A 22,101-nucleotide genomic window follows, 5' to 3' on the forward strand; every position below is an offset into this window, starting at 1 on the left:
GAAGTGTAGGTTTCCCCGCGTGGTCCGCCCATCATGGTCGTCGCGCGTCCCCGCCCTGTCCGCTGCCGTCCTGCTGGCGACCGCTCTGACCGGATGCGCCTTCGGCCGGGCCGAAGGCGCCACCGCGCCCGGAGCAGCGGGAACAGCCAGCCCCACCCCGGCCGGCAAGCGCGTCTCCCTGGTGCAGAAGCTCGGCGACGAGGGCCCGATCCGCCACCTCGACGTGGACCCGTCCGGCCGCTGGCAGTGCCGCGACTGCGCCGGTGACGGCGTGGACGCCACCGGCACGCTGAGCCCCGAGCAGAGCCGGCGGCTCCAGCGGATGCTCGCCGACCCGGCGCTGGCGAAGGAGACCGACGAGGCCCGCGGCTACAAGCAGGGCTGCATCGGCGTGCTGACCTCGACGTTGCTCGTCCCGCCCGGCCTGACCGTCACCATCCAGGACTGCCCGGGCGAGCCGAAGCCGAAGGTGGCCTACGACGTGCTGCTGCTCGTCACCCAGGCCACGCCCGCCGAGGACAAGGGTTAGAACACCTTGCCGGGGTTGAGCAGCCCGGCCGGGTCCAGCGCCCCCTTGATCGCCTGGTGCACCCGTACGCCCACCGGGCCGATCTCGCGGGCCAGCCAGTCCCGCTTGAGCAGCCCCACGCCGTGCTCCCCGGTGCAGGTGCCGCCCAGTTCCAGCCCGAGCGCCATGATCTCGTCGAAGGCCCGCCGCCCCCGGGCCAGGCTGTCCGGGTCGGCCCGGTCGACCACGATGTTCGGGTGCATGTTGCCGTCGCCCGCGTGACCGACCACGCCGATCGGCACCCGGCACGCCTCGGCGATCCGGGCCACCCCGTCCAGCAGTTCCGCCAGCCGGGCGCGCGGCACCGCCACGTCGTCGATGACCAGGCCACCGTTGCCGCCGGGGTAGGTCTGCGCCGCGAACCGCTCCATCGCCGGGTGGGCCAGCCGCCGGGCCTGCAGCAGCGCCGCCGCCTCGGTCGCGTCGCCGGCCGCGTAGACCTCGTCGGCGCCCGCCGCCGTGCACACCTCGGCCAGCCGGGCCAGGTCGTCGGCGGCCCGGGCGCCGGTGTCCACCGCTGCCAGCAGCAGCGCCTCGGCATCAGTGCGCAGACCCATCGGCCGGTACGCCTCGATCGCCCGCAGATGGGTCCGGTCCAGCAGTTCCAGCAGGCTCGGGGTGAGCCCCCGCCCGGCGATCCCGGCGACCGCGCCACCGGCCGTGGCCACCGTGGGGAAGAGCGCGACCAGGGTCAGTGACTGCTCCGGGGCCGGACGCAACGCCACTGTCACCTCGGTGATCACGCCGAGTGTGCCCTCCGAACCGACGAAGAGCCGGGTCAGGTCGTACCCGGCGACCCCCTTCGCGGTACGTCGCCCGGTGCGCAGCACCTCGCCGGAGGCGAGCACCACCTCCAGGCCCAGCACGTACTCGCCGGTCACGCCGTACTTCACGCAGCACATGCCACCGGCGTTGGTGGCCACGTTGCCGCCGACCGTGGACGACTCCCACGAGCCGGGATCCGGCGGATACCAGAGGCCGTGCTCCCGCACCGCGCGGGCGAGCGCCGCGTTGACCACGCCGGGCTGCACCACGGCGATCCGGCCGACCGGGTCGATCTCGCGGACCCGGTTCATCGCCACGGTGCTCACCACCACCGCGCCGTCCACCGCGTTCGCCGCGCCGGCCAGCCCGGTCCGCGCGCCCTGCGGCACCACCGGTACGCCGTGCCGCCCCGCCGCCCGGACCACCGCCACCACGCCCTCGGTGTCACGGGGCCGGACCACCACCAGCGGGACGCCCGAGTCGCACAGGTCGGCCTCGTCGCGGGCGTGCCCGGCCAGCAGGTCCGGGTCGGTCAGCACGGCGGCGTCGCCGAGCGCGCCCCGCAGGTCGTCGAGGAGGGGATGGGCGGCCATGCCGGGAAGGCTACCGGCGTACCGTCTGTTGCCGTGCTCTACCTGGACCCGCCCGCCGTGCCCTGGCGCGGCCGGCTCTGGTCGCACCTGATCAGCGACGTCTCGTACGCCGAGCTGCACGCGTTCGCGGAGATGCTCGGCGCGCCCCGGCGCGGCTTCGACCGGGACCACTACGACGTGCCCGCCGAACGGTTCCGGGCGGCGGTGTGGCTGGGCGCGACTGTCGTGCCCTCGCGGGAGATCGTCCGGCTGCTGCGGGACACCGGCCTGCGCCGTCCGAAGCACCGCTTCTCAGGCCAGCGCGGCCAGCTCCCGGGACAGGTTGGCCCGGGCGCGGGACTCCCAGCGGGCGTGCGGCTCGGGTAGCCGGTACAGCGCCGGCAGCGCGAGCAGGTGCCGCAGCGCCGCCGACCGGCCGGCGCGGAAGTCCGGGTCGGGCACGTGCGCGTACTCGGCGCGGATCGCGGCGGCGTACCTGTCGTAGCGCTCCGCCGGGGCCGCCAGCACCGCCAGGTCCGCGTCGCAGAGCAGCGCGCCGTCCGGGTCGTCCGGCCCGACCGCGTGACCGGCGGTGAGCAGCACCAGGCGGCGTACCCCGGTCACCGTCGCGGCCGGGAGCCCGGCGGCGGCCAGCAGCTCGCCGCCGAGGTCGGCGCTGGCCCGCTCGTTGGCGTCACCCGCCGCGCGCGGGTCGTAGACCGCGTCGTGGCACCACGCCGCGAGCCGGACCAGGTCGGGGTCGCGGGCCAGCCCGGCGTACGCGTCGACCACGTCGAGCACCGCCCGCAGGTGCGCCTCGTCGTGGTAGCGCCGGTGCGGCTCCCGCCAGCCCGCCAGCAGCCGGGCGCCGGCCCGCTCGACAGCCGCCGGATCGGTCGCGCCCGCCGCCCGCGCCGTCTCCCGCCACCGTGCCGTCAGGTCGTCCATCGGATGCAGTCTGCCCCCTTCGGCCCGGGTAGAGGGATTCAGCCGGGGCGGTACGGGTAGTACCGGCCATGGCCCGGGACGGACGACTGCAGTTCTTGCGTCGCGGAAAGCTGCGTGAGGGGCGGGCCGACCGCGACGGGCAGCGGATCGCCTCCGCGATGGAGGAGCTGCGGCACCGGGGCAAGGCGACCCTGCACGACCGGCTGCACCGGGTCCGGACCGCGTTCGGCCTGGCGGTGCAGGCCGGGCTCGCCGCCGGCCTGGCGTACCTGATCTCGCACCGGCTGCTGAAGAACCCCCAGCCGGTCTTCGCCCCGATCTCCGCCGTCGGCACGCTCGCCGCCTCGGTGGGGCAGCGGTTCCGGCGTACGGTCGAGCTGATCGCCGGCGTGGCCGTCGGCGTGCTGGTCGGCGACGCGCTCATCTACTTCGTCGGCACCGGCGCCTGGCAGCTCGCGCTCGTGGTGACCTCGGCGATCCTGCTGAGCATCTTCGCCGGGGCGAGCGTGGCGATCGTGATCCAGGCCGCGGCCACCGCGGTGCTGATCGTGACGCTCAGCCCGTCCACCGAGAACCTGGAATTCCCCCGCTTCATCGACGCGTTACTCGGTGGCGGCATCGCGCTGCTCGTCACCGCCATCCTGCTGCCGCTCAACCCGCTACGGGTGATCAACCGGGCCGCCCGGCCCGCGCTGGACCTCCTCGCCGACCAGCTCGACGCCTGCGCCGAGGCGCTGCGAAACCAGGACCGGGAGGCGGCCCAGCGCGCGCTGTTCCGGCTGCGGGAGAACAAGGAGGAACTGGCCGCCCTCTCCGAGGCGATCGAGGGCGCCAAGGAGACCAGCACGCTGTCCCCGGCCCGCTGGCACCGGCGCGGCGAGCTGACCCACTACGCGGAGGCGGCCGACCCCATCGACCGGGCCATGCGCAACACCGGCACGCTGATCCGCCGCGCGGTCACCATGATCGAGGACGACGAACCGGCCCCCGAGCCGATGCCGGACGCGATCGGTCATCTGGCCGAGTCGGTGCGCCTGCTCCGCCATGAGTTCGCCGCCGGGCAGGAGCCGCAGGAGGCCCGCGAACGGTCGCTGCGCGCGGTGAGCGAGGCCGGCCGGGCGTACGCCGAGGGGGTCGGCTTCTCCGGCAGCGTGGTGATCGCGCAGGTGCGTACCACGGCGAGCGACCTGATGGTGGCCTCCGGTATCGAGCAGGAGGAGGCGAACCGCCTGGTCCGGCAGGCGTTCGGCGAGAAGGAGCACCGCACCGGCCCACCCACCGACCGCAACCCCGCCGCCCACCCTCCCACAGCCCCCCCAGTCGGCTGACCCGTCCCCGTCCCGCCGCCCGGCCCGCCGCCTGCCCGCCCTGCCCCGCCTGGCCCGCCCCGCCTCCTGCCCGCCGCGTTGATCAAGGAGTTTGTGTCCCTCCCGGAGGTCAACTCGGACCCAAACTCCTTGATCACCTCCATAGGGCCGGCTGATCATGAAGTTGGCTGGCGGGAAAGCGCTTTCTGTTACCGCTAACTTCATGATCGCCCCGATGGGGCCCCCGAGGGGGCGAGATCTTGGTACGGGGACGCCCCCACCGGGGCTGTTCAGTCCCATGACATCTGTCAGCGTTGAAGTCCCGATACATGTGTCACGTGGTAGGGATCTTGGGTCGGGTGGTATGTGCTGCCGGGCATGGCTTCTCGGCGGCATGTGATGAACCTGCTGGACGCGCTGCTGGCGGCGGGGGTTCGGGTGAACGCGGCCGAGTTCGCGCGTGAGCACGGGGTGTCGGTGCGCACGGTGTACCGGCACCGCGCACGTATCCGGGCCGAGGGTCAGTGGCAGGAACGATCCCGGCGGCCGCGTACCAGTCCGCGGGTCACGCCGCCGGAGGTGGACGCGTGGATCTGCAAACTGCGCGCTGAACTGGGCCCGGACAACGGGGCTGACTTCATCCGAGACGCGTTGGACGATGTGCGCCGGCGCACCGACGCGTCCTGGTCGGTGCCGTCACGCTCGACGGTCAACCGGGTGCTGGCCCGGCATGACCTGCTCGTGGCTACTCCGGCTAAACGACCGCGTAGCTCGTGGCGGCGTTTCAGCTATGCCCGGCCCCGCGACTGCTATCAGATCGACGCCACCGAAGTGAAACTCGCCGACGGCCGCACTGTCGTCGTCTTCGACGTCCTGGACGACTGCACCCGCACCCTGGTCGCCTGCCACGCCGCCGCCGCGGAGACCGCCCGAGCCGCGATCACCGCGATCAGACAGGCGTTCACCGCCTACGGCGTGCCGGCCATCGTGCTCAGCGACAACGGCATCGCGTTCACCAGCCGCCGCACCCGACCCGGATCAATCTCCACCTTCGTGCAGACCCTGATCGACCACGGCACCCGCCCGATCAACTCCAGCCCCTACCACCCACAAACCTGCGGCAAGGTCGAACGCCACCACCAAACCCTCAAAAAATGGCTGAGCACCCAACCCCCACCACAGACCCTCACCGCCCTGCAAACACTCCTGGACACCTACCGCCGCTACTACAACACCCAACGCCGCCACAGCGCCCTACCCCACCGCACCACACCCGCCCACGCCTGGACCCACGCACCCACCCTCGGCGGACCCACCAGCCCACCCCTGCAAACCGACGCCACCCTGCACCACTGCCCCGTCGCCAGCAACGGCGCCATCGCCGTCGCCGGACACCGCACCAGCGTCGGCACCACCCACGCCGGCACCACCGTCACCGCCATCCGCGACAACAACCACGTCACCATCTACCACCCCGACGGCCAACCCATCGGCTACCTCCACCTCAACCCCGACAAGAACTACATCCCCCTCACCCCCACCCCCACGATCCACAACCCCTGACACATCTATCGGGACTTCCCGTTGACACATGTCCCGGGACATGACAGCCCCCACCGGGGCGTCCCCGTACCAAGATCTCTGGCTGTCGTGGGTGCGGACGGGCCGGTTGCTCTTGGGCGGAAGGGGGAGGGGGAGGGGGAGGGGGTTGGGTTAGGGGAGGTGGGACAGGGCGGTCAGGAGGGCGTCGACCTGGGGCTCGGTGGTGCCCAGGCCCAGGCTGGCGCGCAGGGCGGTCGGGGGCAGGTCGGTGCGGCCGGTACGGGCGGCGGCCTCGGCCAGCAGGCGACGGGTCAGCGGGTGGGCGCAGAACAGGCCGTCCCGTACCCCGATCCGGTGCCGGCTCGCCAGATGCGCGGCCACGTCGGCCGAGTCCCGCCCGGCGACCACGAAGCTGACGATCCCCACCCGGGGCGCGTCCGGGCCGAACATGCGCAGCTCGACCACGTCGGGCAGCGTGGCGAGGCCGCGGCGCAGCCGGGTCAGCAGCGCCTGTTCCCGTACGTGCAGCGCCTGCCGGTCGGCCTCGCCGAGCGCGGCGCAGACCGCCGCCAGCGCCACCGCGCCGAGCAGGTTCGGGGTGCCGGCCTCGTGCCGTGCCGGGCCGGTGGTCCACCGCACCTCGTGCGTGGCCGCGCCGACGTGGCTGGTGGCGCCGCCACCGGCCAGGTACGGCGGGGCCGCGTCCAGCCAGTCCGCCCGCCCGGCGAGCACGCCCGCGCCGAACGGGGCGTACAGCTTGTGGCCGGACAGCGCCACGTAGTCCACGTCCAGCGCGGCCAGGTCGACCGGGGCGTGCGGGGCGAGCTGCGCGGCGTCGACCAGGATGCGGGCGCCGTGCCGGTGCGCGACCCGGGCCAGTTCGGCGACCGGCCACACCTCGCCGGTGACGTTGCCGGCGCCGGTGACCGCGACCAGCACCGGCAGGCCGGGCCGGGCGTCGCGGGCCAGCTCGCCGAGCGCCGCCGCGAGGGACCGGACCGCGCCGGCCGGGCTGTCCGGCACCGGCAGGCGTACCGAGCCGCGCGGCCAGGGCAGCAGGTTGGCGTGGTGCTCGCCGCCGAACGTGATCACCGTGGTGCCCGCGGGCAGCGCACGGGCCAGCAGGTTCAGCGCGTCTGTGGTGTTCCGCGTGAAGATCACGTGGTCGTCGGGGCGGGCGCCGAGGAAGTCGCCGACGGTCTGCCGGGCCTGCTCGTAGGCGAGCGTGCAGCGCCGGGACAGCGCGCCCGCGCCGCGATGCACGCTCGCGTACCAGGGAAGGAGCCCGGCCACCGCGTCGGCCGCGGCCCGCGCGCACGGCGCGCTGGCGGCGTGGTCCAGGTTGATCTCCCCCGGTACGCCGAGCACGCCGAGCGGGTCGGGCCGGACCGGCGCGGGCAGCACTGGCGACGGGGGTACGAGAGTGAGGGTCATGCCGGAGCCTCCCGGGTCACAGGTGGACCCCGGGTGGTGCCGGGACGGGGTCCGCGCTTGCCCAGCACGCGGCGCGGCGCTGGGCCCGGTCATCACCCGGGGCACCCCACCGCGAACCTCGACGAGGGTTGCCGGCCAGCAAGCCGGGGCTTGACGCTGGCGCTCGTGACCTGTTCGGGAGCATAGCCGTAGCGTTCGGCCCGGACCAGTGGGTCGCGGGTGACTACGCTGACCGCATGGCCGACACCCCGCCCGGCGGAGCCCTGCCGCCGCCGCCCGCGCCCGCCGCCCCGTCGCCGGGGGCGCCGACGCCCCGGATGCCGCTGCGCCGGCTCGGCTGGCGGCGCTTCCTCGCGCTGGCCGGTGTGGTGCTGCTGATCGCGGCCGGCGCGCTGTTCATGGTCTTCACGCTGGGCGAGAGCCTCGGCGCCGAGGCGCTGCTGGTGGGCCTGGTCGCGGCGATCCTGCCGGTGCCGGTGCTGGTCTCCTGCTTCCTGTGGCTCGACCGCTACGAGCCGGAGCCGCTGAAATACCTGATCTTCTGCTTCGCGTGGGGCGCCTTCGTCTCCACCGCGATCTCGCTGCTGGTCAACGAGACCGGCGCGCGGCTGTTCGACGACCTGGGGCTGCCCGCCGCGCTGACAGCGGTGCTCGTCGCCCCGTTCATCGAGGAGCTGACCAAGGCGGCGGGCCCGCTCCTGGTGCTGATCTTCCGGCGCCGGGAGTTCTCCGGGATCACCGACGGCCTGGTCTACTGCGGGCTCTCCGCGGTCGGCTTCGCCATGGTCGAGAACATCCTCTACCTGGGCGGGTACGGCTACCGCACCGGCGTGGAGCAGTACGGCCCGGCCACCGGCGCGCAGCAGGTGATCGCGATCTTCATCGTCCGGATCCTGCTGTTCGGCTTCGCCCACCCGCTGTTCACCTCGATGACCGGCGTCGGGCTGGGCGTCGCGGCGCGTACCGCCGACCGGCGGGTACGGGTGCTCGCCCCGCTGGCCGGCCTGCTGCTGGCGATGATCCTGCACGGCACCTGGAACCTGCTGCCCTCGCTGGCCCAGGCCACCGGGCAGACGGTGATCGTGCTCTACGGGTACATCGGCGTGATGGTGCCGATCTTCTTCGCCATGGTGGGGCTGGCGATCTGGCTGCGCGCCTGGGAGGGCCGCCTCACCGAGCGCACGCTGCCGGACTACGTGCGGGCGGGCTGGCTCACCCCGCCCGAGGTGGCCGCGCTGGGCAGCCTGGGTCGCCGGCACGCGGCGCGTACGTGGGCCCGGCGGGTCGCCGGTGACGGCGGGGTGAAGGCGATGCGCGGCTACCAGTTCGCCGCGACCCGGCTCGCGCTGCTGCGCGACGGCATGCGCCGGGGACTGGACCGCAAACCCGCCGAGCGGGAACGGACAGCGCGGGAGGAACGGGAACTGCTGGAGGCGATCTCCGCGTACCGGTCGTTCTTCGTCGGCCGGGACCCGCAGGCGCCGGTCGGGGTCTGGGACGGTCAGCGCTACCACCTGCGGTTCCCGGACGGTTCGCAGCGCCCGGTGGAGGCGCCCGACGACCCGGTGGTGCCGATCCCGGTGGTGCTCGCCGCGCCGCCCGCGTACCCGCCGCCCGGCTACGGCCCGGGCGGCTGGCACGGCCCGGGCGCGCCCTGGCATCCCGGGCGCTGACGGGTCAGCTCATCAGGCCGGTCAGAAAGTCGCCGAGCCCCTGGGCGATCGCCATGAGCGCGGCCCCGATCCCCCTGAACACCTGCGCGGCCCCGTCCGGACGGAACGCCATGAAGTAGATCAGGAACGCGAGGAATCCCCAGGCGAGGATCTTCTTGATCACTACCGGCATGGTGTCCCTCCCCAGGGCGCTCAGGTGCCTGGGCTTCCCGCCGGGAAGCGCCGCAAACGGCGCCGATGCCGGGTCAGAGGGTGGAGAGCCGGATCAGAGGTAGAGACCGGTGGAGCCGGCGGCGGTGCTCTCCACCCGCTCGGCCGCCACGGCGTGCACGTCCCGCTCGCGCAGGAGCACGTACGCCCGCCCGTGCAACTCGACCTCGGAGCGGTCGTCCGGGTCGAAGAGCACCCGGTCGCCGGCCACGATCGAGCGGACGTTCGGCCCGACGCCGACGGCTGTCGCCCAGGCCAGCCGCTTGCCCACGGCGGCGGTCGCGGGGATCACGATGCCGGCGGTGGAGCGGCGTTCGCCCTCGGCGCCCTCGGTGCGTACCAGCACGCGGTCGTGCAGCAGGCGGATCGGCAGCCCGGCGTCGAGACTCTGGTCGGCGGTCACGCGAAGACGCTACCGCGTGCCCGGCTGTCGATTCCGCCGTGGTTCGCAGGAGCGCCGGGCGGGCAATGTGTGGCCGAGCCGCCCTAGGGTGGGGCGAGCAGACGTATCCTGTGCCCCCTGCGACGTGGTGGGGCCGACTTTGCCGGAGGTGCGCTTGAGCCGCTTCGAGCGGATGCGCGGACGGCTCCGCCGCGCGTACGAGTCGGGCCGGGAGGCCGCCCGGACCCGCCGGGCCGACCCGGAAGCGGCGCCGGGGGAGGCAGGAGTGGCCTCGCCCGCGTCACCGGGACCGTCGGCGTCGCCGGAGGCGACTGTGGTGGGCGTCGAGCCGCCGGCCGCGATGCACTCCTCGACTGTGAGCCGGGACGACACCGAGGTGCCGCACGCGCTGCGGATCACCGCCGCGTGGTGCTGGCGGCTGATCGTGATCGGCATCGTGACCTGGGCGCTCATCAAGATCATCGGCACCATCAGCATCGTGATCATCCCGCTGACCGTCGCGCTGCTGCTCTCCGCGCTGCTCGCCCCGGCGGTCGGCTGGCTGCTCCGGGCCCGCCTGCCCCGCTCCCTGGCCACCGGTGTGGTGCTCGTCGGCGGCCTGGCCGCCGTGGTCGGCACGCTGACGCTGGTGGTCAACGAGTTCATCAAGGGCGTACCGGAGCTGAGCGAGAAGTCCTCGCAGGGCATCCGGCAGATCCAGGACTGGTTCAAGACCGGCCCGCTGCACCTGTCCGACAGCCAGCTCGACCGCTACATCAACGAGGCGCAGAACTGGATCAACGGCAACACCGAGCGGTTCACCAGCGGTGCGCTCAGCACCGCCGCCACGCTGGCCGAGGTGCTCACCGGCACCGTGCTCGTGCTGTTCGCCACGTTCTTCTTCCTGCGTGACGGCAACTCCATCTGGCGGTTCCTGGTCCGGCTGCTGCCGGTCGCGGCCCGCTGGAAGGTCGACGACGCCGGTCGCGCGTCCTGGGCGACGCTCGGCGCGTACGTGCGGGCCACCGTGCTGGTCGCCTTCATCGACGCGGTCGGCATCGGCATCTTCCTGGTGCTGTTCGACATCCCGTTCGCGTTCCCGCTGGCCGCGCTGGTCTTCCTGGGCGCGTTCATCCCGATCGTCGGCGCGTTCCTGTCCGGCGTGGTGGCAGTGCTGGTCGCGCTCGTCGACAGCGGCCCGGTGACCGCGCTGATCATCCTCGGCGTGGTGGTCGGGGTGCAGCAGGTCGAGGGCCACGTGCTCCAGCCGCTGATCATGGGCCGGGCGGTGGCCATCCACCCGCTCGCCGTGATCATCGGCATCGCCGCGGGCGTGGTGCTGGCCGGCATCGCCGGCGCGCTGGTCGCGGTGCCGCTGATCGCCGTGCTCAACACCGCGGTCCGGCGGCTCGCCGCGCGTACCGTGCCGGACACCCCACCGGACGCGGTGGTGGTCGCCTCCCAGGCGCCCTGACCCGCACGACCCCCTGACGCCCGTGTCGCCCCGCCCGGGGAGGCGCGGGCGTCAGCTCTTGGCGAGCCGTTCCAGCGCGCCCCGGGCCACCTCGGGCCGGGTCGTGTACCAGAACGGCGGCAGCGAACGGCGCAGGAACGGGCCGTACCCGCGCGCCGTCTCCAGCCGCGAGTCGAGCACCGCCACCACGCCCCGGTCGCCGGTGGCCCGGATCAGCCGGCCGACGCCCTGGGCCAGCCGGACCGCCGCGATCGGCACGCTCACCGCCGCGAAACCCGAGCCGCCACCGGCGTCCACCGCCGCGGCGCGCGCCGCGGCGAGCGGCTCGTCCGGCCGGGGGAACGGCAACCTGTCGATCACCACGAGCTGGCAGGCGTCGCCCGGCACGTCCACCCCCTGCCAGAGCGACATCACCCCGAACAGGCAGCTCTCCCGCACCTCGCGGAACCGGCGCACCAGCAGCGGCAGCGCCTCCTCGCCCTGCAGCAGCACGGGCAGGTCGGTCCGCGCGCGGACCAGCTCCGCCGCCTGCTGCGCGGCCCGTCGCGACGAGAAGAGCCCGAGGGTACGACCACCGAGCGCCCCGACCAGCGCCAGCAGCTCCTCACCGGCCGGCCCGGGCAGCCCGGAGACGCTGGGGCGGGGCAGATGCGCGGCCACGTACAGGATGCCCTGCCGGGCGTAGTCGAACGGCGAGCCGACGTCCAGCGAACTCCAGCCCGGCCCCTCGGTGGCCGGCACGGTGCCGATCGACGCCCGGCTGCCCTCGGCAGCGGCCACCGGCGGCGTGACCGGGGTGCGGCCCGCGGCGGCAGCGGTGGCGATCGCGGCGGCGGCCGGGGACGGCGGGGCGGGCGGCGGCGCGTCCAGCCCCAGCGCCCGGGCCACCGTGTCGAAGCGGCCGCCCAGCGCCAGCGTCGCCGAGGTGGCGACGACCGTGCGCTCGTCGTACAGGTGGGTGGCGAGCGTGCCCGCGACCGACAGCGGCGCGACCACGAGTGCCCGGCGGCTGCCGTTGTCCGGCTTCTCGACCCAGGCGACGTCGTGGTCGGCCTCCTCCAGCAGCCGCTGGGCGGTGGTGGACAGTTCGTCCAGCACCGCCTTGGCCTGCTGCTTGCGTACCGGGTCGGGGTCGTCGGACTTCACGTCGCCGATCGCCTCCAGCGCGGCCCGGGTCGCCGAGTCCAGCAGCGTGCACGCCTCGCGCAGCGCGGGCGGCAGACCGGCGGTGAGCCGCCCGGCCGGCGCCTCGGCCAGCCCCACGGCGAGGGCGTCACCGGCCTCGGTGAGCCGCTCGGCCAGGTCCGGGCGCAGCAGCGGCCGGGCCCGGCGGGTGGACCTGTCGATCAGCTCCGGCACCAGCTCGGCCTGGGCCGCCGAGGAGACCCGGTCGGCCAGCTCGTGCGCCTCGTCCACCACCAGCAGCTTGTGCGGCGGCACGATGTGCCGACCGGCGAGCATGTCGACGGCGAGCAGGCTGTGGTTGGTCACCACGATGTCCGCCTCGCGGGCGCGCGCCCGGGACGCCTCGGCGAAGCACTCCTGGCCGAACGGGCAGCGGCTCGCGCCCACGCACTCGCGCGCCGGCATGGAGACGGTGCGCCACACCTGGTCGTCCACGCCCGGATCCAGCTCGTCCCGGTCGCCGGTGGCGGTCTCCTCGGCCCAGTCACGCAGCCGCTGCACCTGCTTGCCCAGGCGGCCCGCCTCGCCGAGCCACTTGGTGCCGCCGTTGCCGGGGCGCGGCGCGTCGAAGAGCGCGTCGTCCGGCTCGTCCTCGACCGAGCTGTCCAACCTCGCCAGGCACAGATAGTGGTGGCGACCCTTCAGCACGGCGAACGTGGGGCGCCGGCCCAGCACCGGCTCGACCGCGTCGGCCAGCCGGGGCAGGTCGTGCTCGACCAGCTGGGACTGCAACGCCAGCGTGGCGGTGGAGACCACCACCGGCCCGTCCACCGTCAGCGCCGGCGCGAGGTAGGCCAGGGACTTGCCGGTGCCGGTGCCGGCCTGCACCAACAGGTGCTCGCCGGAGGCGATGCTGCGCTCGATCGCCTCGGCCATCTGCTGCTGACCGGGCCGGGCCGCGCCGCCGGGAACCGCGCCCACCGCGGCGGTCAGCAGCTCCCCGGCGCCGGCGCGACCACTGCGGCGCTTCTTCGGGACGGCCGGGCCGGTGGCGGTGCGGGACGGGGTCACCGTGCGACCGTACCCGCCGGCACCGACGGGGGTCCGGTCGCTCCGGCGGCGTGGCGGGACGGCGGGTCGCGTCCGGTTACCTCCCGATCGCGTGGCGTGGCCGGAATCGGTTAGGGTGCCAGGCATGCCGAGCGACGTGGTCCGCGTGATCTACCGCAAGTACGACGGCAGCGCCCACCGCGACTACCCGGCCCGCCGCCTCGCCGAGGACGATCTCGGCGTCTGGCTCGGCGTGCCCGCCGGCACCGAATCCGTCTACCACGGCCGCCCGTCCGTCGAGCAGATCCCGTTCGTCCTGCTGGTGCCCCACCACGGCTGGTGGACCGGCATGTTCAACCCGCCGCCGCGCACCAGCGAGGTCTACTGCGACATCGCCACCCCGGCCCGCTGGGAGGGCGCGGAGACGGTCCACCTGATCGACCTCGACCTTGACGTGGTGCGCCGCCGCGAGACCGCAGTGGTCGAGCTGCGCGACGAGGACGAGTTCGCCGAGCACCGGGCCCGCTGGGGCTACCCGGACGACGTGGTCACCGAGGCCGAGGCGGCCGCCCGCTGGCTGCTCGGCGCGCTCGGCGACGGCACCGAGCCGTTCGCCACGTCGTACCGGAAGTGGCTGGCGCTGGTGGTCTGAGCCGGCTCACCAGCGCGGCGGCCAGGCGGCGTCCGGCCCCAGCGGCGGCAGCTCGCCGACCTTGTCCGGGTTGAGCTGGTTGAACACCCCGGTGACCCGCCCCTCGTGGACGGCGAACGAGGTGACGATCCGCATGGTCCGCCCGTCCCGGTAGGGGACCTCCGACTGCCAGCCCAGCGTGCCGTCCACCACCACCGGCCGGACCCGCATCGCGCCCCACTTGCGGGCCTGGTTGAACAGGCCGAGGAGCAGGCGACCGGCCGCCTCCGCGCCGACCACCGGCTGGCGGGCCGCCGGGAAGTGGCCGCCGGAGTCGCCGATCGCCACCACGTCGGGTGCGAGCACCCGGACCAACTGCTCCAGCTCGCCGGACTCCACGGCGGCGACGAACGCGGTGAGTACCCGTCGCTGCTCGGCGAGGTCGGCGCTGTGCTGCGGCGCGTCCGGCCGGTGCACCGCCCGCCGGGCCCGCGACGCGAGTTGACGCGCCGCCTCCGGCGTGACCGCCAGTACGTCCGCCACGTCGGAGAACGGCACCGCGAACACGTCGTGCAGCACGAACGCCACCCGCTGCTCCGGCGTCAGCCGTTCCAGCACCACCAGCAGCGCGGTGCCGATCTGGTCGGCGCGTACCGCCCGCTCGGCCGGGTCGGGCGCGAACCCGTCCGCCGCCGGCACGGTGGTCACCATCGGCTCGGGGAGCCACTGACCCGGGTACGCCTCCCGGCGCACCCGGGCGGAGCGGAGCACGTCCAGGCAGATCCGCGAGCAGGTGGTGATGAGCCAACCGCGCAGATCGCGTACGCGGGCGCGCTGCTCGGGGTCGCTCAACGCGCCGGAGAAGCGCAGCCAGGTCTCCTGGACGGCGTCCTCGGCCTCGCTGCGGCTGCCGAGCATCCGCCGCGCGACCGCCAGCAGATGCCCCCGCTCCGCTTCGAACTCCCCCGTACGTTCATCCACCCACCCATTCTCCCGCCCCACCACCCGCCCCGGCACCCCGCCGCCCACCCGCGCCGATCTTGCGCTTGCCGCCCCGGCAAAAGCCGCTTTCCGGATGCACCAGGGGCCGCAACTGCAAGATCAGCGGGGTGGGGCGGGCGGGAAAGGGCTTCGGGGGTGAGGATCGGGGGATGAGTGAGGTGGTGGGGCCCGAGGGCGGGCCGATGCGGGAACTGCTGCGGGTGGGGCCGGGGGCGGTGGATCTGGCGGCGATCGACCCCCGGTCGACGCCCGGGCTGCCGGCGGTGGCGGGGCGCGGGCCCGCGCGCAAGGAGTGGGCACGTGCCCAGGTCGAGCTGGTCGGCGCGGAACTGGGGCGGCAGCAGGAGATGCTGTACGCCTCGGCGCAGGGCGCCGCCGGACCGGGCGGTGCCACGAGCGCGCCGGCCCAGGCGGGCGCGGGGCTCGGTGAGGGCCGGCCGCGCCGGCTGCTGCTGGTGCTCCAGGCGATGGACTGCGGCGGCAAGGACGGCACGGTGAAGCGGGTGGCGGGCGCGATGAACCCGCTCGGGCTGCACATCCGCTCGTTCGGGCCGCCCACCGAGGAGGAGCTGCGGCACGGCTTCCTGTGGCGGGTACGCCGGGCGCTGCCGCCGCCCGGGTACGTGGGCGTGTTCAATCGCTCGCACTACGAGGACGTGCTGATCGCCCGGGTCGAAGGGCTTGTCGACGAGGCGACCTGGCGGTCCCGGTACGCGATCATCAACGACTTCGAGCGGGAACTGGCCGAGCAGGCGGTGACCGTGATCAAAGTCATGCTGCACATCTCGTACGCGGAGCAGGGCGAGCGGCTGATGCAGCGGCTGACCGACCCGACGAAGTTCTGGAAGTACAACCCCAGTGACCTGGACACCCGGGCACGATGGGACGACTACCAGGCGGCGTACGCCGAGGCGATCGAGCGGTGCGGCGCCGACGACGCGCCCTGGTTCGTGGTCCCGGCGGACCGCAAGTGGTACCGGGACTGGGCGGTAGCCCACCTGCTGCGCGAGACGTTCGACGAGTTGCATCTGGGGTATCCGCCTGCCGATTTCGACGTTGAACGGGAGCGTGACCGGTTACGGAGCCAACTCGGCGGGTGATCAGGTGAACGGAAGGTGAACGAGCGGTGAATCGGGCTTGACCAGGGGTGGGCCGATCGAAAGCCGCCTGGACGCGATCCCTAGCATGCGCAATGCAGACGCCCGGGCGGCGACGGCCACCCTTCCACCGACACGACGAGGTCCGTGCTGTGAAGTTTTCCTTCCGTCCCACCGAGGGCGCCTTCTACGAGCTCTTCACCAGGGCCGCGCAGAACCTGGTCAAGGGGACCGACCTGCTCAACGAGCTGGGTCTGCCCGGCGCCGACGTGCAGTCGATCAGCGAGCGGCTGACCGACATCGAGCACGACAGCGACCAGATCACGCACGAGCTCTACAAGAAGATCAACTCCACGTTCATCACGCCGTTCGACCGGGAGGACATCTACCGGCTGGGCTCGCTGCTCGACGACGTGATGGACCACCTGGAGGCGGTCGGCAATCTGCTCTACCTGTACGGCCTGACCAAGCTCCCGTCCCTTCCGCGTGAGCTGCACGAGCTGGTCAACGTGCTCGACCTGCAGGCCAAGCTCACCGCCGAGGCGATGCCCCGGCTGAAGTCGATGAAGGATCTTGAGGACTACTGGATCGAGTGCAACCGGCTCGAGAACGACGGCGACCAGGCGTACCGGATGCTGCTGGTACGCCTCTTCTCCGGTGAGTACGACGCGCTCACGGTGCTGAAGATGAAGGAGGTGGCCGACGAGCTGGAGGCCGCCTGCGACGCCTTCGAGCACGTCGCCAACACCGTCGAGACCATCGCGGTCAAGGAGTCCTGATCCAGTGAGTCCCGAACTCATCGCCGTGCTGGCGGTGATCGCGGTCGCCATGGCGTTCGACTACACGAACGGCTTCCACGACGCGGCGAACGCGATCGCCACCAGCATCTCGACCCGGGCGCTGACTCCCCGGATCGCCCTGGCGCTGGCCGCCGTCGGCAACTTCGTCGGCGCGCATTTCGGCGCCGGCGTCGCCAAGACGGTCGGCGACGGCCTGGTCACGTTGCCGACCGGGGTGGAGAGCCTCGGCGTGGTCTTCGCCGGCGTGCTGGGCGCGATCATCTGGAACCTGATCACCTGGTACTTCGGCCTGCCGTCCTCCTCCTCGCACGCCCTCTTCGGCGGCCTGGTCGGCGCGACCCTGTTCGCCGCCGACGGCATCGTCCAGTGGGGCACCATCATCGAGAAGGTCCTCATCCCGATGGTGCTCTCGCCGGTGGTCGGCCTGGTGCTCGGCTTCCTGGTGATGCTGGCGATCATGTGGCTGTTCCGGAAGGGGCAGCCGGGCAAGCTCAGCCGCGGCTTCCGCTGGGCGCAGACCGCGTCTGCCGCCGCCATGTCGGTCGGCCACGGCATGCAGGACGCCGCCAAGACCATGGGCATCATCGTGCTGGCGCTCTACACCGGTGGCTTCCAGGAGAGCAAGACCCACATCCCGGGCTGGGTCTTCTGGACCTCCGCGGCGATGCTGGCCGCCGGCACGTACGCGGGTGGTTGGCGGATCATCCGGACGCTCGGCCGGAAGATCATCGACCTCGGCCCGGCGGAGGGCTTCGCGGCCGAGACCGTGGCCAGCGCGGTGCTCTACTTCAACGCGCTCGTGCTCAAGGCGCCGATCTCCACCACGCACACGATCACCTCGGCGATCATGGGTGTGGGCGCGACGAAACGGCTCTCCGCGGTGCGCTGGAACGTGGCCGGCAACATCGTGATCGCCTGGATCATCACGTTCCCGGCCGCCGCCGCGATCGCCTGCCTCGCGTACCTGCTGGTCCGCCCCCTGTTCTGAGCTCCCGCGCAACGACGTCGAGGGGTTCCCCGCCGTGGCGGGGAACCCCTCACGCGTAGGAGACGCCGATCCGGGCCTTGATGTCGTCGATCAGGCCCATCACCTCGAGCGTGGCGGCGTGCGGCACCAGCGGGCTCTCGGTCAGCCCGGCCGCCAGGCAGCGCTGCACCTCGATCGCCTCGTACTGGTAGCCGCCGCCGGTCAGGTCCGCCGGGATCGTCTCCGGCTCGGCGCCGGCCCGGTGCAGCACGGCGTGCGCGGGCCGGAAGAACAGCTCGGGCAGGTCGATCCGGCCGGTCGTGCCGGTGATCGACGCGGTGATCGCTGTCGCGCCGACCATGCCGCAGCTGAGCGTCGCCACCGCGCCGGAGTCCCAGCCGAGCACCATGCCGGTGTTCTCGTCCACCTCCTCCGGGGTCAGCTTCGCCCACGCCTGCACGTGCTGCGGCACGCCGAGCACCAGGTGGGCCAGGCTCAGCGGATAGACGCCGAGGTCGAGCAGCGCGCCGCCGCCGAGTGTGCGGGCCCGCATCCGGTGCTCCGGCGGGAACGGGCCGGCCACGCCGAAGTCCGCCCGTACGTGCGTCACCTCGCCGATCGCGCCGTCCCGGATCAGCTCCAGCACGCGCAGGATCAGCGGGTTGGTCCGCATCCACATGGCCTCCATGAGGAACAGGCCCCGGGCACGGGCCGTCTCCACCAGCTCGGTGGTGGTCGGCAGGTCCAGCGTGCACGGCTTCTCCACCAGCACGGCCTTGCCGCCGGCCAGGCACGCCAGCGCCGCCTCGTGGTGCGCCGCGTGCGGGGTGGCCACATAGATCGCGTCCACGTCCGGGTCCGCGGCCAGTTCCGCCCACGAGGCGTACGCCCGCGGCACGTCGTGCCGGCGCGCGAACAGTTCGGCGCTCTCCCGGGTACGCGAACCGACCGCGACCAGTTCGGCGTCCGGCACCAGCCGCAGGTCCTCGGCGAAGCGGGCGGCGATGTTTCCGGTGGCCAGGATTCCCCAACGCGTCATGCCCGGCACGCTATCCCTTCCCGCTGCGGGACCGGCAGGGTGATCCACCGGTCGGGACGGCTCAGCGGGGGGTGTCGGCGACGGCCAGGGCGGCCAGTTCGATCGTCGCCCGCCGCGTCGCCAGCGTCGGCCGGTCGGGTTCCAGGTGCGCGTACGCGGCCCATGCCCCGGTCGAGCCGTCGAGCTGTTCCCGCAGGATGTCGGCGTGCCCGGCGTGCCGGTTGGTCTCGGCCAGCACGTGGACCATGACGTTGAACAGCTTGACGTCGGGGCGGGGCCACCACGGCACGTGGCCGGGCGCGTCGATGGGGAGGGCCTCGATGGTCGCGTCCGCGTGCTCCCACGCCCGTCGGTAGCGGCCGATCACCTCCTCGCGGGTCTCGTGCTCGGTCGCCCACATGTCGGCGCCGTCCGGGTCCGGATCGTCCCACCGGGGCAGCGGTTCCGGGAACGGCCTGCCGAACACCTCGCCGAAGTACCGGGCCTCTGTGAACGCCAGGTGCTTGACCAGGCCGAGCAGGTTGGTGCCGGACGCGGTCAGGGGGCGGCGCACGTCGTACTCGGACAGCCCGTCGAGCTTCCACAACAGCACCTCGCGGATCTGACGCAGGTCGTTGTGCAGATACTGCTTCGCGAAGTCGTCGATCACAGGTCACCACCCTGCCAGGCGCGGCCGGCGCACGCTGCCCCGTGCCTGCCGGTGGCTGCGCCGCGGTCCAGCGGCGCACGGCTGAGCGCACGCGCCGATGCTCCGGCTGCGCCCGCTTCCGGGCGGCTGAAGTCGCTCCATGGTGACCACTTAGCGTAAAGATTGCTGAGAGTGATGGCTTTCGTTCGCCTGATCGCCGAGTCGGGCACCCAAAAGCGACCAGGCGGACATAAGACAGCTCTCTTTCGGGCTGACCCAGTCGCCTCTCGCCGACTTTGCTCTGCAGCCGCATGCACACTGTTCACGGAAGGTCGCCGATGCGGATCTGGCTGCAGAGCAAAGTCGGCGGAGGAGTGACCCCTGGTCGGGCGAAAATACTACCCAGTGTGATCGGGTCGCCCGCTGGGGAGCGCGGGTCCCGCGTGCCCCGGCGAGCGCGACCGGACTGCCCACCGTGTCATGCCCGGCACGCCGCCCGTAGGAACGTCAGGCGTCTCCCGTGCCATCGCGCCCGGCCCTGGATGCCCCGGGCTGCGGCGTGGCCACCAACCGCTGGCTCGCCCGGGCCGGACGGCCGTTCATCGTCTCCACTGCGACTTCGCGGCTGGCGACGAGGTGGAAATCGCCAAAGAGATGGTCCAGCCAGTCGGTGGTGTGGTGTCGGCACACCGCCCCGTCGTCGGTCTCGAATATCCCGTAGGTGCCGTACTTGGCTGCGAACCGTTCGTACCGGGAACGGTTACGGTGATCCTCCTGCAGGCACAGGTCACTGACATAGATGAGCCCGCCCGGCCGTAGCACCCGACGCAACTCCGTCACCAGTTCCCGCTGTCCGGCGTCGTCGGGTATGCACGTCAACACCGCGAACAGCAGCACCAGGTCGACGCTGTCCGCCTGGTGGTCGAGCTGCGGAGGATTGGTGAGAACCGTGAATTGCGCGCCGGCCTGCTCGTTCTTCGCGCGGCTGACGAGACGGGGCGCGACATCCACCCCCTCGACATTCTCGAAGCCCTGCTGCACGAGCAGCCCCGCCAGCCGACCGTAACCGCACCCGTAGTCGAGAACGCGTGCCCGCCGATCGATGCCGTTCAGCCACGGAAGTGCGACCGGGTGGCCGAAAATCTTCGCGGCACCCTTGGAGTTCCAATACCCCACCTGATTGTTGAGATCCGTCATCCGAGGAGTATCGGCGCAATCGGCGCAATCGGCGGAGGGCGGCGGCATCGGGCGGCGGGGCGGCGTCGCCCGTTACGGCACTAGGCTCGCCGCATGACGATCGACGGCTTCGCCGCACCCCCCGCCCTGGTGGAGCACGCTCGCCGGTTCCGGGCCGAGGGCGCCGTACCGGCCGTGCCCCGGGTCGCCGCCACCGTGCTGCTGCTCCGCCCGGCCGGCGACGGGTTCGAGGTCTACATGATCCGCCGGGTGGCGGCGATGACCTTCGGCGGCATGTACGCCTTCCCCGGCGGCGGCGTGGACCGCTCCGACTCGGAGGCGCACCTCGGCTGGGCCGGCCCGGACCCGGCGGCGTGGGGTGTGCGGCTCGGACTCGACCCGGCGGCCGCGCAGGCGGTGGTGTGCGCCGCCGCCCGCGAGGTCTTCGAGGAGGCGGGCGTGCTGCTCGCCGGGCCGGACCCCGACACGGTGGTCGGCGACGTGAGCGGCGACGACTGGGAGGCGGCCCGGCAGGACCTGGAGGGACGGCGGGTCGGCTTCGCGGACCTGCTGGCCGGGCGCGGCCTCACGCTCCGGTCCGACCTGCTGCTGCCGTGGAGCCGGTGGATCACCCCGGAGTTCGAGCCGCGCCGCTTCGACACGTACTTCTTCGTCGCCCTGCTGCCCGAGGGGCAGCGGACCCGGGACGTGTCCGGCGAGGCCGACCACACGCTGTGGCTGCGCCCGGCGGACGCGCTGGCCCGCGCGGAGGCCGGCGAGCTGACCATGCTGCCGCCGACCATGGTCACGCTCGCCGAGGTCGCCGCCGCGGGCGACCTCGGCGGCGTGGCGCGGGATGCGGCGGAGCGCGACCCGGGTACGCCGATCCTGCCGTACATCGAGGGACTGGACGGCGCCGAGCCCAGCTTCCGCCTCAGCCGAAGCGACCGGTGATGTAGTCCTCGGTCTTCTTCTGGCTCGGGTTGCTGAAGATCTTCTGCGTGTTGTCGTACTCGATCAGGCGGCCCGGGTCGCCGGTCTTCTCGATCGAGAAGAATGCGGTCCGGTCCGACACCCGCGCGGCCTGCTGCATGTTGTGCGTGACGATGATGATGGTGAACTTGTCCTTGAGCTGGAACATCAGGTCCTCGATGGCCAGCGTGGAGATCGGGTCCAGCGCCGAGCAGGGCTCGTCCATCAGCACCACCTGCGGCTCGACCGCGATGGTGCGGGCGATGCAGAGCCGCTGCTGCTGACCGCCGGACAGGCCCGCGCCGGGCTTCGCGAGGCGGTCCTTCACCTCGTCCCACAGGTTCGCCGAGCGGAGCGCCCGCTCGGCCGCCTCCTCCAGGATCGACTTGCGCCGCACGCCGTTGAGCCGCAGGCCCGCCACCACGTTCTCGAAGATGCTCATGGTGGGGAACGGGTTCGGCCGCTGGAAGACCATCCCGATCATCCGGCGGACCGCCGTGACGTCCACGTCGCGGTCGTAGATGTCCTGGTCGTCGATGGTGAGGCTGCCCTCGACCCGGGCGCCGGGCAGCACCTCGTGCATCCGGTTGATCGACCGCAGGAAGGTGGACTTGCCGCAGCCGGACGGCCCGATCAGGGCGGTGACGGTCTTCGGCTCGACGGTCAGGTTGATGTTCTCGATCGCCTTGAACCCGCCGTAGTAGGCGGTCACGTTCGTGGCTTCGATGCGCTTGGCCAT

22 protein-coding genes and 1 riboswitch are annotated in these 22,101 nt (G+C 72.9%); of the genes, 11 read left to right on the top strand and 11 right to left on the bottom strand.

Features of this window, described 5'->3' with window-relative positions; genetic code table 11:
• The first annotated feature begins 19 nt into the window (after nt 1–19).
• The gene (locus tag O7542_RS28250; protein WP_069087818.1) at nt 20–529 is read left to right on the top strand and encodes a hypothetical protein; all 510 of its coding nucleotides are present in this window, start codon (nt 20–22) and stop codon (nt 527–529) included.
• Here O7542_RS28250 and O7542_RS28255 read toward each other — a convergent pair.
• Nucleotides 526–1,926 carry an FAD-linked oxidase C-terminal domain-containing protein gene (locus O7542_RS28255; protein WP_281605437.1) on the bottom strand — a complete coding sequence of 467 codons (1,401 nt, stop codon included), beginning with the start codon at nt 1,924–1,926 and terminating at the stop codon, nt 526–528. The genes O7542_RS28250 and O7542_RS28255 overlap by 4 nt on opposite strands.
• A gap of 33 nt (nt 1,927–1,959) precedes the next feature.
• On the opposite strand from O7542_RS28255, the gene O7542_RS28260 reads away from it, so the two are divergent.
• Nucleotides 1,960–2,292 (top strand): DUF4031 domain-containing protein, encoded by a 333-nt coding sequence (locus O7542_RS28260; RefSeq protein ID WP_043330893.1) that lies wholly within the window; start codon nt 1,960–1,962, stop codon nt 2,290–2,292.
• Here the strand turns inward: O7542_RS28260 and O7542_RS28265 are convergent.
• Nucleotides 2,218–2,853: a metal-dependent phosphohydrolase gene (locus tag O7542_RS28265; protein WP_030502765.1), complete on the bottom strand. Its 636-nt coding sequence runs from the start codon at nt 2,851–2,853 to the stop codon at nt 2,218–2,220. The two genes, O7542_RS28260 and O7542_RS28265, sit on opposite strands and share 75 nt — an antisense overlap.
• A 68-nt stretch (nt 2,854–2,921) precedes the next feature.
• Here O7542_RS28265 and O7542_RS28270 point away from each other — a divergent pair, with 68 nt between their 5' ends.
• Nucleotides 2,922–4,181, top strand: coding sequence for an FUSC family protein (locus O7542_RS28270; protein WP_043327993.1), 1,260 nt, complete (start codon nt 2,922–2,924; stop codon nt 4,179–4,181).
• 357 nt (nt 4,182–4,538) lie between these two features.
• Complete coding sequence (locus O7542_RS28275) at nt 4,539–5,723, top strand: DDE-type integrase/transposase/recombinase (RefSeq protein ID WP_083297081.1); 1,185 nt, start codon at nt 4,539–4,541, stop codon at nt 5,721–5,723.
• A gap of 150 nt (nt 5,724–5,873) precedes the next feature.
• Here O7542_RS28275 and O7542_RS28280 read toward each other — a convergent pair whose 3' ends face one another.
• Entirely contained in the window at nt 5,874–7,136 is a 1,263-nt protein-coding gene (locus tag O7542_RS28280; protein WP_281605438.1) for an aminotransferase class V-fold PLP-dependent enzyme, read from the bottom strand.
• Between the two features lie 48 nt (nt 7,137–7,184).
• Nucleotides 7,185–7,307: riboswitch (SAM riboswitch) on the bottom strand.
• 65 nt (nt 7,308–7,372) lie between these two features.
• Here O7542_RS28280 and O7542_RS28285 point away from each other — a divergent pair.
• Nucleotides 7,373–8,809, top strand: a complete 1,437-nt coding sequence (locus O7542_RS28285; RefSeq protein ID WP_281605439.1) for a PrsW family intramembrane metalloprotease — start codon at nt 7,373–7,375, stop codon at nt 8,807–8,809.
• 4 nt (nt 8,810–8,813) lie between these two features.
• On the opposite strand, the gene O7542_RS28290 is transcribed toward O7542_RS28285, so the two are convergent.
• Both O7542_RS28290 and O7542_RS28295 read right to left on the bottom strand, forming a co-directional pair.
• A complete protein-coding gene (locus O7542_RS28290; RefSeq protein WP_166457585.1) occupies nt 8,814–8,981 on the bottom strand; it encodes a hypothetical protein in 168 nt (55 codons plus the stop codon).
• 93 nt (nt 8,982–9,074) lie between these two features.
• On the bottom strand, nt 9,075–9,422 hold the full coding sequence (locus O7542_RS28295) for a co-chaperone GroES (RefSeq protein WP_043327996.1): 348 nt from the start codon (nt 9,420–9,422) through the stop codon (nt 9,075–9,077).
• Between the two features lie 154 nt (nt 9,423–9,576).
• On the opposite strand from O7542_RS28295, the gene O7542_RS28300 reads away from it, so the two are divergent.
• Nucleotides 9,577–10,875, top strand: coding sequence for an AI-2E family transporter (locus O7542_RS28300; RefSeq protein ID WP_231915501.1), 1,299 nt, complete (start codon nt 9,577–9,579; stop codon nt 10,873–10,875).
• A gap of 51 nt (nt 10,876–10,926) precedes the next feature.
• Here the strand turns inward: O7542_RS28300 and O7542_RS28305 are convergent, their stop codons facing one another.
• Nucleotides 10,927–13,071: an ATP-dependent DNA helicase gene (locus O7542_RS28305; RefSeq protein ID WP_281605440.1), complete on the bottom strand. Its 2,145-nt coding sequence runs from the start codon at nt 13,069–13,071 to the stop codon at nt 10,927–10,929.
• Nucleotides 13,072–13,195: 124 nt separating this feature from the next.
• Here O7542_RS28305 and O7542_RS28310 point away from each other — a divergent pair, with 124 nt between their 5' ends.
• Nucleotides 13,196–13,702 (top strand): DUF402 domain-containing protein, encoded by a 507-nt coding sequence (locus O7542_RS28310; protein ID WP_043327997.1) that lies wholly within the window; start codon nt 13,196–13,198, stop codon nt 13,700–13,702.
• Between the two features lie 6 nt (nt 13,703–13,708).
• Here O7542_RS28310 and sigJ read toward each other — a convergent pair whose 3' ends face one another.
• Nucleotides 13,709–14,662: an RNA polymerase sigma factor SigJ gene (sigJ, locus tag O7542_RS28315; protein ID WP_281605441.1), complete on the bottom strand. Its 954-nt coding sequence runs from the start codon at nt 14,660–14,662 to the stop codon at nt 13,709–13,711.
• Between the two features lie 170 nt (nt 14,663–14,832).
• On the opposite strand from sigJ, the gene O7542_RS28320 reads away from it, so the two are divergent.
• The 3 genes from O7542_RS28320 to O7542_RS28330 all read left to right on the top strand — a co-directional run bounded on the left by O7542_RS28320 (nt 14,833) and on the right by O7542_RS28330 (nt 17,568).
• Nucleotides 14,833–15,783, top strand: a complete 951-nt coding sequence (locus tag O7542_RS28320; protein ID WP_281605442.1) for a PPK2 family polyphosphate kinase — start codon at nt 14,833–14,835, stop codon at nt 15,781–15,783.
• Nucleotides 15,784–15,932: 149 nt separating this feature from the next.
• Complete coding sequence (locus tag O7542_RS28325) at nt 15,933–16,559, top strand: DUF47 family protein (RefSeq protein ID WP_030504473.1); 627 nt, start codon at nt 15,933–15,935, stop codon at nt 16,557–16,559.
• Nucleotides 16,560–16,563: 4 nt separating this feature from the next.
• Nucleotides 16,564–17,568 (top strand): inorganic phosphate transporter, encoded by a 1,005-nt coding sequence (locus O7542_RS28330; RefSeq protein WP_030504472.1) that lies wholly within the window; start codon nt 16,564–16,566, stop codon nt 17,566–17,568.
• A gap of 49 nt (nt 17,569–17,617) precedes the next feature.
• Here O7542_RS28330 and O7542_RS28335 read toward each other — a convergent pair whose 3' ends face one another.
• The 3 genes from O7542_RS28335 to O7542_RS28345 form a co-directional block, all read right to left on the bottom strand.
• Nucleotides 17,618–18,586, bottom strand: a complete 969-nt coding sequence (locus O7542_RS28335; RefSeq protein ID WP_209963458.1) for a Gfo/Idh/MocA family oxidoreductase — start codon at nt 18,584–18,586, stop codon at nt 17,618–17,620.
• A 61-nt stretch (nt 18,587–18,647) separates the two neighbouring features.
• Complete coding sequence (locus O7542_RS28340) at nt 18,648–19,235, bottom strand: DinB family protein (protein WP_043328001.1); 588 nt, start codon at nt 19,233–19,235, stop codon at nt 18,648–18,650.
• Nucleotides 19,236–19,721: 486 nt separating this feature from the next.
• On the bottom strand, nt 19,722–20,411 hold the full coding sequence (locus tag O7542_RS28345) for a class I SAM-dependent methyltransferase (protein WP_281605443.1): 690 nt from the start codon (nt 20,409–20,411) through the stop codon (nt 19,722–19,724).
• Between the two features lie 93 nt (nt 20,412–20,504).
• On the opposite strand from O7542_RS28345, the gene O7542_RS28350 reads away from it, so the two are divergent.
• A complete protein-coding gene (locus O7542_RS28350) occupies nt 20,505–21,344 on the top strand; it encodes an NUDIX domain-containing protein (RefSeq protein WP_104112849.1) in 840 nt (279 codons plus the stop codon).
• On the opposite strand, the gene pstB is transcribed toward O7542_RS28350, so the two are convergent.
• A complete protein-coding gene (pstB, locus tag O7542_RS28355; protein ID WP_013288829.1) occupies nt 21,325–22,101 on the bottom strand; it encodes a phosphate ABC transporter ATP-binding protein PstB in 777 nt (258 codons plus the stop codon). The genes O7542_RS28350 and pstB overlap by 20 nt on opposite strands.

It is taken from the genome of Micromonospora sp. WMMC264, from assembly GCF_027497275.1.
Classification (GTDB): Bacteria; Actinomycetota; Actinomycetes; order Mycobacteriales; family Micromonosporaceae; genus Micromonospora; species Micromonospora chalcea.

Excerpts from the sequence above, each read along its gene's own strand:
- O7542_RS28255 (WP_281605437.1), bottom strand. The coding sequence starts at position 1,926 with ATGGCCGCCCATCCCCTCCTCGACGACCTGCGGGGCGCGCTCGGCGAC.
- O7542_RS28265 (WP_030502765.1), bottom strand. The coding sequence starts at position 2,853 with ATGGACGACCTGACGGCACGGTGGCGGGAGACGGCGCGGGCGGCGGGC.
- O7542_RS28270 (WP_043327993.1), top strand. The coding sequence starts at position 2,922 with ATGGCCCGGGACGGACGACTGCAGTTCTTGCGTCGCGGAAAGCTGCGT.
- O7542_RS28275 (WP_083297081.1), top strand. The coding sequence starts at position 4,539 with ATGGCTTCTCGGCGGCATGTGATGAACCTGCTGGACGCGCTGCTGGCG.
- O7542_RS28280 (WP_281605438.1), bottom strand. The coding sequence starts at position 7,136 with ATGACCCTCACTCTCGTACCCCCGTCGCCAGTGCTGCCCGCGCCGGTC.
- O7542_RS28285 (WP_281605439.1), top strand. The coding sequence starts at position 7,373 with ATGGCCGACACCCCGCCCGGCGGAGCCCTGCCGCCGCCGCCCGCGCCC.
- O7542_RS28290 (WP_166457585.1), bottom strand. The coding sequence starts at position 8,981 with ATGCCGGTAGTGATCAAGAAGATCCTCGCCTGGGGATTCCTCGCGTTC.
- O7542_RS28310 (WP_043327997.1), top strand. The coding sequence starts at position 13,196 with ATGCCGAGCGACGTGGTCCGCGTGATCTACCGCAAGTACGACGGCAGC.
- O7542_RS28320 (WP_281605442.1), top strand. The coding sequence starts at position 14,833 with ATGAGTGAGGTGGTGGGGCCCGAGGGCGGGCCGATGCGGGAACTGCTG.
- O7542_RS28335 (WP_209963458.1), bottom strand. The coding sequence starts at position 18,586 with ATGACGCGTTGGGGAATCCTGGCCACCGGAAACATCGCCGCCCGCTTC.
- O7542_RS28345 (WP_281605443.1), bottom strand. The coding sequence starts at position 20,411 with ATGACGGATCTCAACAATCAGGTGGGGTATTGGAACTCCAAGGGTGCC.
- O7542_RS28350 (WP_104112849.1), top strand. The coding sequence starts at position 20,505 with ATGACGATCGACGGCTTCGCCGCACCCCCCGCCCTGGTGGAGCACGCT.
- pstB (WP_013288829.1), bottom strand. The coding sequence starts at position 22,101 with ATGGCCAAGCGCATCGAAGCCACGAACGTGACCGCCTACTACGGCGGG.